Raw genomic sequence first — 12,620 nt, forward strand, 5'->3', positions numbered from 1 at the left:
GCACGCCCCACAACGCCGGCACCAGCCGGCATCGTCGGGATCAATCATCTTCCCGACACCGGCGTCAAAAACTAACCCGAGTGACTCCACTCAGCTTGACATCGCGCGGAATTGGCGCAGCCCCCGCGCTGGGCGATTGGCTGGCAGAGCTTTGGGAGCGCAGCTCCCGCGTTCTGGCGCAGTTCCCGCGCAGCGTGGCCCGGCTTCGGGACACCGGGCCACGGCAATCCCCGCGAAGTCGCGCAAGTCCCGCGCAGCGGCGCAGTCCCCGCGTAGGTGGGCCCGATGACAGACGGCCTGCGCGCCACGCGGCCAACCCAGGGTCCGGAAACCGCCAGGTCAACCGCTACGGGGCGTCGGGGTGCGGCTTGTGCGGCAGGGCGCTGCGCCAGCTCAGCCCCTGGGCGGCCTTGACCGAGCAGATCACCAGCAGCAGCCAGCCGAACTCGAACAGAATCGTGCTTTCCGCCGCGCTGGTCACGAGCAGGGTGACCAGCATGAGCGGCGCCCAGACGTAGACCAGCGACCGCTTGTTCGAGGCGAGCAGCCAGGACCGCACGAAGGCCAGCAGCACGAGGGCGAGAAAGGCGAGAAAGCCGATCAGTCCCACCTGAAAGTACACGTCGAGGTAGGCGTTGAGGCCGGTGGCGTGCAGGCGTCCGGTGGTGAATTCGAGCCAGCCGTACGGGGTCACGTCGTGCGGCCAGAATCCGGCCCAGCCCCACCCCTCGAGCGGATGCAGTTCCACCAGCCGCCACATCTCACTCCAGAGCGAGTAGCGCGCTTCGAACTCGCTGCCGGCGTTCAGCGTGCCGATGATGGTGGTGCGACCGAGCCAGGCCGCGCCGGCGGCGACGAGAGCCGCACTCAGGAGGCCGAGCTGCAGCATCCACCTGCCTTCGACGGGCGTGGTGCGCAAGCGATAGAGGGCTAGCGCGGCGACGATCACGCAGACGGCGACGACCACGATGACCGGGGACCGGGTGAGCACGAGGCAGATGCCGGCCAGCCATAGGGATCCGATGCCGAGGCCGCGCGGAATAGACCTCGCGCGCAGCTCCACGTAAAAGGTGACGGCGGCGATCAGGGCGATCAGCCCGAACACGTTGCGGGAGCCGAACACGCCCTGGATGGGACCGAGCTGGTCGATATTGCCGACCACGCCGAGGAACGCGATGGGCAGGTCGAGCAGCAGCCCCGAGAGTACTTCGAGCACGATGGAGAGGCCGAGCAGCACCCGCAGCACGTCGCCGATGGCGCGTACCACCTGGAACGTGTCGCGCACGAGGGCCACGTAGATGGCGAGGAATCCGACGGTGATCTGGTAGCTGACGCCGATGATGGTCTCGGAGACGTAACCGCTCCACACGCCGGAGAGCGCGCACCAGGCCACGAACACGATGATCGAGATGGGCAGCAGGCCGTGCCATTCCACGATCGGGCGGCGGGCCAGCAGCGAGAGTACGGCGAGCACGACGAGGCCGCCGAGAATACCGATGAGGCCGGGCCAGCCCATGACGCTGCGCAGCAGGTGGGTGCTGAACGCTGTGGCCAGAATGGCGAGCGTGAGCGCGGCCGCGAATTTCGGTGACGCGAGCACGCGGCGCAGGGCGTCGTGCAGGGTGGGCATCCTCTAATTTACCGCGCCGCAGCCTACGGCATCGGTCGGGGCGCGTGTTGCTGACGTTTCGTGACGACGGCGAGCATGATGAGAATCACCCAGCCGCTCTCGATCAGCAGGCGGCTTTCGGCGATACTCTGCGCGATCAGGGCTGCGAGCAGCAACAGCGGCAGCAGGGCCGAGACGGCGAACGGTTCGGTGTCTTGTATGCCGAGGCGCGGCCGGTCGACCGCGAGAAACCAAGCCCGCCACAGGGTAGAGAACACCAGGGCGGCGAACAGAATGACGCCGATCACGCCGAGCTGCAGCCACACGTCGAGCCAGGCGTTGTGTGCCTGCAGGTAGGTGACGCCCTTGCGCACGGCGAGGTCGTTGAACGGTTCCACCCACGGCACCCAGTAGCTCACCCAGCCCCAGCCGAATACCGGCCGTTCCAGGGCGAGCTGGGTGACGCTGGCCCAAATATCGAAGCGACCGGTGAGGTCGTCGCTGCGGCCGAGCAGCCCGAACAGCTGCGAGGAGAACAGCGCGAGGGCTGCTCCCACCGCCAGAACGGATGCCGCCGCCACGACATACAGCGGCCGCCGGTGCTGGTCGTGCACGGTGCGCGCCCAGAGCGCAAAGAGCAGGGCGGCAACGACCGCGACGAGCGATACGGTGACCGTGGCGGAGCGGGTAAGCAGCAGCATCCCGACGGCCAGTGCGAGCCAGACCAGGCCGGCGTTGCGCTTGACCGTGTGGGCCTTCAACTGCACGATGAAGACGATGACGGCGGTTAATGCGATAAATCCGAGCAGGTTGCGGTTGGCGACGATGCCCTCGATGGGGCCGCCCTCTAATAGCAGGCCGCGGCTCCAGTAGAAGGCGCTCGGCACGTCGTCGGTGCCGTAGTCGACGAAGAACGGCAGCACCGGATTACGCATGACGACCGCCACGAACAGCTCGAACCCGAGGCTGAGCGCGAGCACCCAGCGCAGGGCGCCGGCCAGGGTGCGCAGCAGCTCCGGCCAGGTGAGCGCGACGGCCAGGAACAGCGCGGCGAGGGTGGTGATGAGCTGCAGGGTGATTCCCAGAGCGGATGCCCCCGGGTAATACGACCACGCGATCGAGAGGGTGGCCAGCAGCAGGAACGCGGTGACGGTCTTCGGAAACTTGCGCCAGTTCAGGGGCGGGGCGAGGGCCGCGCGGTAGGTGTGTCCGCGGGCGATGTCGCGGTCTGTGGGGGTGTCGTCGGGGGCTGCGGTGGTGTTTGTGTTTGCGGATGTGGCTGCTGTGCTCGGGGCAGCGACGCCTGCGTGTGCCGGGACGGCGGCGGCCCGGTTGCGGGCGTTGGTGCGCTGGGTGCTCAGGCCGATGATGCTGCCGACGACCACGATCACGGCGATCGCGCCGAAGCCCCACCAGCCGCCGAGGTTGCGCCAGAACTGGCCGGCCAGAACGGTGAACCAGACGAAGGTCGCGAAGAGTCGAATGACGAGGCGGCTCTGTACGACGGACATGGCTTCAGATTACCGTTCCTGGTGCGCCGGGTTTCGCGAGATTCGCGCATCCGCTTCGCCGTTTCATGCGGGAGCGGAAAAACTGTTGCTTCGGGATGGCTGAAGCAACGTTTTTCCCGCTCTCGCGTCACGGGGAAGGGATTTAGCCGGCGTGGCCCTCGGCCAGGTAGGCGAGCCGGCGCAGGGTCTCCGTGTTGCGGTAGCCGATGGCCAGGTCGCTCAGCGGGGTGGGGACGAGGCGGGCTGGGCCGGCGACGACGTCCTCGGTGATGCGCACGAGGCATCCGCTGTCGCGATCTTGAACGTCGATCGTCACGTGTGCCTCACCGATCGGCCAGCCGCGGGCCTTCAGCATGGCGTGCCGGGGTGCCTGCCATTCGAGCACGGAGGTGGAGTCGTCGAGCAGGGCCGGCCAGACGCCGACCGAGTGGTGGAGGCGGCTGCCGACTGCGGGCCAGTTCGCGTCCACGTCGCGCATGCGGCTCGCCCCGACGACCCAGGTGGGGTAGAGCCATCCGTTTTCGAGGACCGCGAAGACCTGCTCGGCGGTGCAGCTGAATTTTCGATAGTTCACGGCCATGGGAGCTCCTTCGGTTGGGTTCGGGGTGGCTGAGCGATCGATGAGCGGCCCCTGATCGGACTGGTCGCTACGTGCGAAGGCGCATAACTCCTGCAATTCGTTGGGTGTTCGAAAGTCTGGCCCGGAATTCCGGGGGTGTCTGCCGGGACGGCCAGGAATTGCAGGAGTTATGCGCGGCACCCTGGTATTTGGTGAGACCACCATCATTTGCCCCCGGAGGGGGAGAGGTCGGGCGGCGTCGTGATGTCGTATTCGTGGGCCAGGGCGCTCAGGGCGGCGCGGTAGCCGCACATTCCGTGCACGCCGGGGCCGGGCGCGGTCGACGACGAGCACAGGTAGACGCCGGTGAGTGGAGTGTGCCACGGGTCACTCGACAGCACCGGGCGGCGCACGAGCTGGGCCATGCTGATGGCTCCGGCCGCGATGTCGCCGCCCACGTGGTTGGGATTGTGGTTCTGCATCTGCGTTGCGGTCTGGCCGGTCGAGGCGAGAATGGTGTCGCGAAAGCCCGGGGCGAAGCGTTCGATCTGCCGGGTGATCTGCTCGGTCTGGTCGCGGGTGGAGCCGGCCGGCACGTGCGTGTAAGCCCAGAGCACGTGCTTGCCAGCCGGAGCGCGGGTGGAGTCGAGGATGCTCGGCTGCGCAGCGAGTACATACGGGGAGTCAGCGTGCCGGCCGCGAGCGACGGCGTTCTCGGCGCGGGCCTGATCGGCGCGGGTGCCTCCCACGTGCAGGGTCGGCGCTCGCCGCAGATCTTCTGCGCTCCACGGAACCGGTTCATTCAGGGCGAAATCCACCTTGGCGACGGCGTTGCCGTAACGAAACCGCTCCATGGCGGCCGCGTAGCGGGCGGGCAGTGCGCCATCGGCGAGGTCGACGAGGGCGCGCGGCGTCACATCGAGCAGCGTCACGCGTGCTGGCGGCAGCTCTCTCAGGCTGGTGATCTCGGCGTTGGTGATGATCTCACCGCCGTGCGCGAGCAGGTCGTCAGCGAGGGCTTGCACAATGGCGCCGCTTCCTCCTGTGGGAATCGGCCAGCCCCCGGCGTGCGCGTGCGCGGCGAGAACGAGCCCGGCACCGGCAGTCGAGGGGCTCGGCAGCCTGCCGATCGAGTGGGCAAAAGTTCCGGTGAGCAGCGCCGGCGCTTTCTCGCCGGTGAAGCGCCAGTTCCAAGCCGGGCCGCCCTGCTCGAGGGTGCGTAATCCGAAGCGGGCCAGCGTGAGTGGATGCCGCGGCACGCGCAGCAGCGTATCGCCGGTGAGTTCGGCGATGGCTTTCACGTTGTCGACGAGCGGCCCCAGCAACTGCAGCCAGGCCGCGCCGTCACGGCCGAGGCCGGCCGCGGTGCGTTCGATGTCGTGCCAGGCCACGCCGGCGCGGCCGCCGGGCAGCGGATGCCCGTAGGAGATCTCGGGAACCCGGAGTTCGATGCGGTCCTTGAGGCCGAATTTCACAAAGAACTCCGAGGCGAGCGCGAGCGGATGCACGGCGCTCCCGACGTCGTGGTGAAACCCGGGCAGGGTGAGTTCGGCGGTCTCGGCCCCGCCGCCGATCTGCGGGTTGCGCTCGTAGACGCGCACCCTGAGGCCGGCGCGGGCGAGCGTGACGGCGGCGGCGAGTCCGTTCGGGCCGGATCCGACGACGATCGCGTCGAGCCCCTGGTCGGTCGTCACGCGGTGACCAGGCCGGAACAATGTGGTCTCATTCCGACACCGTATCTCGGGGCTGGGTTGCGCGCAGCCCGTGGGGGCGGTTTCCGGGGGCGCGGGCATCCGTTTTTCGTCACGAGCTACGAAACGGGCCCAAGAATGAGCCAAATGGATTGCAGAATCCCCGTTCTACGCCCGAAATGGGGGACGCTCCATGCGCCCATATACCCATATGCTGCGGAGGTACGATCAGCAGACCCTTGGGGCGTGGATCCAATTCCCCCAAGCCGGTACGTCTGAACTCGAGGCCTATTTGGGGCGCCCCGCACTGTCATCTAAAAGGACACACATGAACGTCACGACTTTTTTCACGCCGAAACGGATGCTGCGCGGCCTCGCCATCACCGCTGCTGCCAGCCTGCTCGCTATCAGCCTGCCGATGACCGCTTCGGCCACGGCGCCCGGCTCTGCCGGCGATGTCTCCAAGGCCATGATCTACGGGGAAACCGGCCCGATCGGCGCTGTGATCCCGCAGTTGCGCAACCAGGACGACACAAGCTTCACCATCGCAGCGCCGTTCCCGATCAACTTCTTCGGAACGAAGTATGACGCCCTGTGTGTCTCGACAAACGGAACCGTTTCGCCCGTTCTCACGATTGACACGGGCTGCAGTTCCGCCTACAACCGGAATCTTGCGGACCTCGCACTGGACAATCAGGCGCCGGTCATCGCGGCCCTCGCCGCCGACATCGACCTCAGCAACCGGGTCACGTCCGAGGGAAGCGCAGTCGTGAATGACGGCTTCGGCGAACCAGGCAACATCTACTACGGGCCGACCACGGTTGATGGCGCAGACGCTGCGGTCCTCACGTGGTATCGCGTTCTCATGTACAACAACGCCAATTCCACCGCCCTGTCGAACACCTTTCAGATCGTTCTGACCAAGACGCCCACGACCAACGGCGACACGGTCGGCTACGACTTCACGATCCAGTTCAACTACGGGCTGATCCAGGATGCCGAGGAAGGCTACACCGCAGCTGCCTGCACCGAGGCGAGCGAGCTCTGCGTGGAACCAGGGTGCGTCGAGGACTGCGCACGGTGGGGTATCGGCTGGGCAAACTATCTTCCGAACGCCGTGGAAGGCGAGCCGGGTACCGCTGACCCGTACGAACTCTTCGCGACAACGCCGATGACCGCTCTCATTGACGGCGCGGCAACCTCACTCACGGCCAACAGCCTCAACTCCTCCGTGCCCGGCCGCTACACCTTCTCCATGGTTGGCGGTGTGACCCAGGAGTTCGTCGTTCCCACGATGGACGGAATCCCGTCGGGCGCCGTGCCCCCCGTGTTCACCCTTGACGCGGTCGAGCCGGTTCCGGCACCGGCCCTGGGCCAGATCACGTCCGCCGAGAACGGCGTCGCCGTCGCCTCGACCGTCGCGCGCGATGCCGCCGGCACCGGCGTCACCGTGACCGGCGCCGACTTCTCCGTTTCCCTGGCCGGGCTGGCTCCCGACGACTCAGCGCTGCCGGTGGACGCGAACGGGATCGTCACGCTCCAATCCGACGCCAAGGCACGCGTCTCCGGTGCAGGGTTCGCCCCGAATTCCGAGCTGCGTGTCTACCTGTTCTCGACGCCGGTACTGCTTGGCACCCTCACGACCAACGCGGCCGGTGCCTTCAGCGCGACGTTCCCGATGCCGGCCGGTGTTGCCGTAGGCAACCACACAGTGCAGGTGCGCGGGTTCACGACCGGCGGCGCCGTGCGCGAGCTCAACCTCGGCGTGCGCGTGATCGGCCCGCAGCTGGCCTCGACCGGTGTCGATGCCGGCATCGTGCTCGGTTCCTCGCTCGCCCTGCTGGTTCTCGGAGCCGGGGCAACCCTGGTGGCGCGCCGCCGCCTGGCCCTGTAGCCGCAGCGTTCCGCATTACGTGAACTGGCGTGTGGCCCCATCTCGGGGTCGCACGCCAGCGGTTTTTTCGGGGCGGGGGCATCCGCTTGCGTAGCTAATGCCGGTAAATATGCGACACGCCGCCTCAAACGGATGCCCCGCCCGGCGTGTCGCAAGTTTTACCGGCATAACGTACGGCCGGCCCCAAACCGAGCGGCACGGATCAGACGAAGGCGGCCTGGCCGGTGATGGTGCGGCCCACGATGAGGGTGTTCATCTCCTGAGTGCCCTCGTAGGAATAGATGGCCTCCGCGTCGGCGAAGTGCCGGGCCACGTTGTATTCGAGCGTGACGCCGTTGCCGCCGAACAGCTCGCGGCACCAGGCCACGCTCTCGCGCATGCGGCTGGTCGTGTAGGCCTTGGTCAGCGCGGAGTGCTCGTCGCGCTGCACGCCCTCGTCTTGCAGCTGCGACACCCGCACGACCATGCCGAGGCTCGCGGTGATATTGCCGAGGCTTTTGACCAGCAGATCCTGCACGAGCTGGTGCCCGCCGATGGCTTTGCCGAACTGCTCGCGCTGCTTCGAATAGGCCACGGCCGCGTCGTAGGCGCCGATGGCGTTGCCGACAGCCGCCCACGACACCTCGGCGCGGGTGGCCCGCAGCACCTTGGCAGTGTCCTTGAAGGAGTTGGCGTTCTGCAGGCGCAGGCGCTCGGGCACCACCACGTCGGTCAGGGTGATGTCCGCGTTCTGCACCGCGCGCAGGCTGATCTTGCCCTCGATCTTGGTGGCACTGTACCCAATGGTGTCGGTGGGAACGATGAAGCCCTTCACCTGGTTGTCGGCGGTGTCCTTGGCCCAGATGATGGTCACGTCGCTGAAGGTGGCGTTGCCGATCCAGCGCTTGGCGCCGTTCAGGGTCCAGCTGTCGCCGCTGCGGGTGGCCGTGGTGCGCAGGCCCTGCGCGGCATCGGAGCCGGAGAGCGGCTCGGTGAGTCCGAACGCTCCCACGATCTCGCCCGAGGCGAGGCGCGGAATCCACTCGGCGCGCTGCTCGGCGGAGCCGCACGCCGCGAGTGTGCCGGCCGACAGTCCGTTCTGCACGCCGACGAAGGTGGCAACGGATGCGTCCACTCGCGCCGTTTCCAGCGCCACGAACCCGCGGAACACGGCCGAATTCGCGAACGGCTTCGTCTCGTCCCAGCCGAAGGAATACACGCCGAGTTCGGCGAGCGGCTTGATGATCTGGGTGGGGAATTCGGCGCGGTCCCAGCATCCGTTCGCGATCGGCCGCACCTCGGCCTCGAGGTAGGCGCGCAGTTTGAGAATGGCCGCCTGCTCGGGCGCGGTGAGCAGATTTTCGTAGCCGAAGACGTCGCTGCCGAGTAGTTCAAAGGTCATGGATGCTCCGTTGCAAGAAAGGCGGGGGATGGCGGTCAGCCTAGGGTCGTCGGCGCAACGCCCGAAGTCGGTTGGTAGTTTGGTCTAAACAGTTTGAGAAGGAGTCGAAAATGTTTGTGGGCATCACCAACACGCCGCGCAATTACGCCTGGGGATCCACGCACGCTATCGCCGACCTGCTCGGACGAACGCCGTCGGGTGGCCCGGAGGCCGAACTCTGGCTGGGAGCCCACGCCGGCTCTCCGGCGGTGATCGAAGACGCGGCGCAGGTTGGGGCTGCGAACCTCGCCGAGTGGATCGCGGCCTCGCCCGCGGTGGCGCTCGGCGCTGATTGGGCCGCGCGCGAAGCGGATGCCGGAGCCCCGCGCCTGCCGTTCCTGCTGAAGATTCTGGCGGCCGGCCGCCCGCTGTCGCTGCAGGCCCACCCGACGACCGAGCAGGCCCGCGCCGGATTCGACCTCGAGAACGAGGCCGGGATCGCCGTCGACGCCGGCAACCGCAACTACCGCGACCCGTTCCACAAGCCCGAACTCATTTTCGCGCTGAGCGACACTTTCGAAGCGCTGTGCGGATTCCGCCCGCTCGCCGAGGTGCGCGGAATCATCGCCGAACTGCGCCTGCTCGACCTCGCGACCGAGAACCCGCAGGCGGCCGCACTCGACCTGCTCGAGAACAACCTGGCCCAGGGCCTGCGCGACACCGTCGACTGGCTGCTGCGCGATGGCCGCGGCGACGACTCCGGCGAGGTGAAATGGCTGGTCGAACGCGTGGTCGCGCTCGCCGAACACGCCGAGTTTTTGGCCGGCGGGGGAGCGGCCATCGGCTATGCCCGCGAGTTGGCGACCGTGCGCGCACTCGCCGCCGAGTACCCGGGCGACCCGGGAATGGTGATCGCCCTGCTCCTCAACCGGGTCTCGCTGCGGCGCGGTGAGGTGTTGTATCTGCCGGCCGGCAACATCCACGCGTACTTGTCGGGGCTCGGCGTGGAGCTGATGGCCGCCTCCGACAACGTGCTGCGCGGCGGCCTGACCCCCAAACACATCGACATCGACGAACTGCTCACGGTGCTCGACTTCACCGCCGGGCCGGCGCCGTACCTCGCGCCTGTCGTTCTCGCGGATGGCGTCTCGCGGTATCGCCCCGGCGTGACCGACTTCGAGCTCGTGCACATCAAAGCGGATGCCGACGCCGCGTCTTCGACGCCCGTCCCGATGCGACAGATCGCCCTCACCGGCCCGGCCATCGCCATCTGCACGGCCGGCGGGTTTCTCGTGGCCGGCGCCTCGTCGTCGCGGGCCGTGAAGCGCGGCCAGGCCGTGTTCGTTACGCCGGACGAGGGCACGCTGACCTTCGCCGGAACCGGCGAGGTCTTTCTGGCGACGACGGGCGCGTAGCTGTCAGCGACGGGCCTCCCAGAAACCCATCAGTCTCCTCGCCTAGCCTCCAGCCGGGGATGAATGCTGGAGGGCATCCGCAACCGATGGGAACTGAGAAACGATGCCGCGTACGGGTGAAGTGAACTGGGTCAAACGCAATCTGATGCGCCCACGAGCTCTTCAGGTCGTCAAGATTACTATCGCCGTGGCCATAGCCTGGTCGTTCGCTCCGCTCATGCCCGGTACCGCCAAAGACTTTCCGTACTACGCTCCGTTGGGCGCGCTGCTCAGCATGCATCCCACGCTCGCGCGATCGATGCACAGTTCAGTCCAGACCCTGGCGGGGGTCCTGATCGGCATCGGACTGGCCGGGATCGTGCTCATCGTGAGCGAGCCCAATGTCTGGACGCTCTCGCTCGCGGTCGGCCTCGGCACCCTGATCGGCGGAATGAAGTGGATGGGCGTTGGCGGCGAGCACGTGCCGATCACCGCCCTGTTCGTGCTCATCATCGGCGGGCCCGATGCCGATGGCTATTCGATCGGCTACGCCACCCAGATCTGCCTCGGAATCGTCGTCGGCCTCGCCGTCAATCTGCTGATCCTGCCGCCCCTCGCCATTGGACCGGCGCGAGAACGCCTGTCGGGATTTCGACGAACGCTCGCGATGCACCTCACCGAGATCGGCGAAGCCCTGGTGGAGAGTTGGCCGCCAGCCCGCGATACCTGGGCCATGCAGGGGGAGACGCTCGATTCGGCGGCACGACAGGTGCGCACGGCCGTGCAGACCGCCGACGAGAGTCGCAAGGGAAATCCCCGTGCCTGGTTCGATCGGGGAAACCTCGACGCCGACTACGACGCCCTGGTTGCGCTGGAAAACGTCACGTTTCACATTCGCAACCTCACCGAGGTTCTGGCCGGGATGGTCTGGGGCAAGCCGATCGCCCTCGAGCTGCCGTCGGAACTTCGTCCCGTTCTCAGTGAGGCCCTGCACACCGTGGCGGCGGCGATCAGCGCCGGAGACGACGACATTGAGCTGCTGGATCGTGCCGGCCTGGCAGTCGAGGCGATCCTGCGCGAAATGCAGCAAGAAATAGGTGCGGGGGCCGCTACGTTGAGCCCCACGGCTGCCATCGTGATCGATCTGAAACGAATTCTCGTTGCCCTGCGACCGAAAACCGATCGCGAGGCAGCGCCGGTCGTCGGGTGAGCTTGGCCGTTTCGTGGTGCCGCGGGACTTGCGCCGCTGCGCCGGAGGCGCAACTCGCGCGCATTGGCGCAGCTCCGGCGTGACGTGTTGCGCGGGAGTACTGGCCAGGCCCGAATTCGCGCGGTACTGGCGCAACACCCGCGCAGTGGGCCGACGCCGAGCGGATGCTCGGCTAGCCGACCTTGCGGGGGCCGAAGGCCCGGCGATAGGCGGTCGGCGTGGTCTGCAGAACCTGCAGGAAGTGGTGGCGCATCACCGCGGCCCCGCCGAAGCCGGTGTCCGCTGCAATCTCCTCGAGGCTGCGCGCGGAGTCCTCGAGCAGTTCCTGCGCCCGGAGCAGGCGCTGCCGGTTGAGCCAGCGGGTCGGCGTCGTGCCGAGCTCCGCGCGAAACCGGCGGGCGAAGGTGCGCGATGACATGAGCGACTTGCGGGCGAGCAGATCGACCGGCAGGTCCTGGTCGAGGTGGCGCAGCATCCACTCGGTGACGGCGGCGAAGGATTCGTCCTGGCAGTCGACGACCGGTGCCTCGATGTACTGCGACTGGCCGCCGTCGCGCTGCGGCGGCACGACCATGCGGCGGGCGATGACGTTGGCCGCGGTCACGCCGAGCTCCTTGCGCACGATGTGCAGGGCAGCGTCGATGCCGGCGGCGGTGCCGGCGCCGGTGACGACGCGGCGGTCGTCGACGAACAAAACGTCGGGGTCCACCGTGGTGTCGGGGTAGGCCCGGGCGAGGGCGTCGGTGTACATCCAGTGGGTGGTGCTGCGGCGTCCGTCGAGGATGCCAGCCTCGGCCAGCACGAACGCGCCGCTGCAGACGCTGAGCACCCAGGCGCCGCGGGCCTCGGCGTCGCGCACGACCTGCAGCACGCGCGGGTCGATCGGCGCGCCCGCCTCGTAGGCCGGAATGGCGATGAGGTCGGCGTCGGCGGCGGCCGACAGGTCGTCGTGCACGACGATGTCGAACCCGATTTTGGTGCGGATCGGGCCGGGTTCGGCGGCGACGACGTGAAAGTCGAAGGCGGGCCCGCCGTGGGCGCTGCGGTCGATGCCGAAGACCTCGCAGATGACGCCGAACTCGAACGGCGCCAGACCGGGGAGGGTGACGCAGACGATTTTGCGAAGCATGGGCATCCTCTGTTCAAGCGTGGCAGGAATGTGTCGAACGGTGTCAATTCTGCCACTCGCGGCAGAAAAGCACAATACATAGAGTTTCTGCCATGACCATTCTGATGCTCCTCCTCATCGTCCTCGCCGTTGCCGGTATTGTCGCCACCATTCGCGCCGCCCGGAGCGACGGCTATCATCGTCAGCCCACCCGGGTCACCCACGACTATGACGCACTGATTCGCTGGCGCTAGCCTGTAGCGGTGGCGCAGAACGTGCCGCGC

At 67.5% G+C, this 12,620-nt stretch carries 10 protein-coding genes; 4 read left to right on the forward strand and 6 right to left on the reverse strand.

Features of this window, described 5'->3' with window-relative positions:
* Positions 1-346: 346 nt before the first annotated feature.
* From E3O06_RS07185 to E3O06_RS07200, 4 genes are all read right to left on the reverse strand, one after another.
* On the reverse strand, positions 347-1,630 hold the full coding sequence (locus E3O06_RS07185; RefSeq protein ID WP_134502303.1) for an O-antigen ligase family protein: 1,284 nt from the start codon (positions 1,628-1,630) through the stop codon (positions 347-349).
* A gap of 23 nt (positions 1,631-1,653) precedes the next feature.
* The gene (locus tag E3O06_RS07190) at positions 1,654-3,120 is read right to left on the reverse strand and encodes an O-antigen ligase family protein (protein ID WP_134502304.1); all 1,467 of its coding nucleotides are present in this window, start codon (positions 3,118-3,120) and stop codon (positions 1,654-1,656) included.
* A 142-nt stretch (positions 3,121-3,262) separates the two neighbouring features.
* Positions 3,263-3,700: an SRPBCC family protein gene (locus E3O06_RS07195; protein ID WP_134502305.1), complete on the reverse strand. Its 438-nt coding sequence runs from the start codon at positions 3,698-3,700 to the stop codon at positions 3,263-3,265.
* A gap of 203 nt (positions 3,701-3,903) precedes the next feature.
* The gene (locus tag E3O06_RS07200; protein ID WP_241979962.1) at positions 3,904-5,373 is read right to left on the reverse strand and encodes a phytoene desaturase family protein; all 1,470 of its coding nucleotides are present in this window, start codon (positions 5,371-5,373) and stop codon (positions 3,904-3,906) included.
* Positions 5,374-5,698: 325 nt separating this feature from the next.
* Between E3O06_RS07200 and E3O06_RS07205 the strand changes: the two genes are divergently transcribed.
* A complete protein-coding gene (locus E3O06_RS07205; RefSeq protein WP_134502307.1) occupies positions 5,699-7,264 on the forward strand; it encodes a nidogen-like domain-containing protein in 1,566 nt (521 codons plus the stop codon).
* A 202-nt stretch (positions 7,265-7,466) separates the two neighbouring features.
* Here E3O06_RS07205 and E3O06_RS07210 read toward each other — a convergent pair whose 3' ends face one another.
* Positions 7,467-8,645, reverse strand: coding sequence for an acyl-CoA dehydrogenase family protein (locus E3O06_RS07210; RefSeq protein WP_134502308.1), 1,179 nt, complete (start codon positions 8,643-8,645; stop codon positions 7,467-7,469).
* 110 nt (positions 8,646-8,755) lie between these two features.
* Here E3O06_RS07210 and manA point away from each other — a divergent pair, with 110 nt between their 5' ends.
* Both manA and E3O06_RS07220 read left to right on the forward strand, forming a co-directional pair.
* Positions 8,756-10,039 (forward strand): mannose-6-phosphate isomerase, class I, encoded by a 1,284-nt coding sequence (gene manA, locus E3O06_RS07215; protein WP_134502309.1) that lies wholly within the window; start codon positions 8,756-8,758, stop codon positions 10,037-10,039.
* A gap of 145 nt (positions 10,040-10,184) precedes the next feature.
* Positions 10,185-11,228 carry an FUSC family protein gene (locus E3O06_RS07220; protein WP_198415795.1) on the forward strand — a complete coding sequence of 348 codons (1,044 nt, stop codon included), beginning with the start codon at positions 10,185-10,187 and terminating at the stop codon, positions 11,226-11,228.
* A 172-nt stretch (positions 11,229-11,400) separates the two neighbouring features.
* On the opposite strand, the gene E3O06_RS07225 is transcribed toward E3O06_RS07220, so the two are convergent.
* Entirely contained in the window at positions 11,401-12,357 is a 957-nt protein-coding gene (locus tag E3O06_RS07225; protein ID WP_134502311.1) for a GlxA family transcriptional regulator, read from the reverse strand.
* Between the two features lie 92 nt (positions 12,358-12,449).
* On the opposite strand from E3O06_RS07225, the gene E3O06_RS17505 reads away from it, so the two are divergent.
* On the forward strand, positions 12,450-12,590 hold the full coding sequence (locus E3O06_RS17505; RefSeq protein ID WP_166788135.1) for a hypothetical protein: 141 nt from the start codon (positions 12,450-12,452) through the stop codon (positions 12,588-12,590).
* Positions 12,591-12,620 lie beyond the last annotated feature (30 nt).

Source organism: Cryobacterium glaciale, from assembly GCF_004402535.1.
In the GTDB taxonomy this organism is placed as follows: domain Bacteria; phylum Actinomycetota; class Actinomycetes; order Actinomycetales; family Microbacteriaceae; genus Cryobacterium; species Cryobacterium glaciale.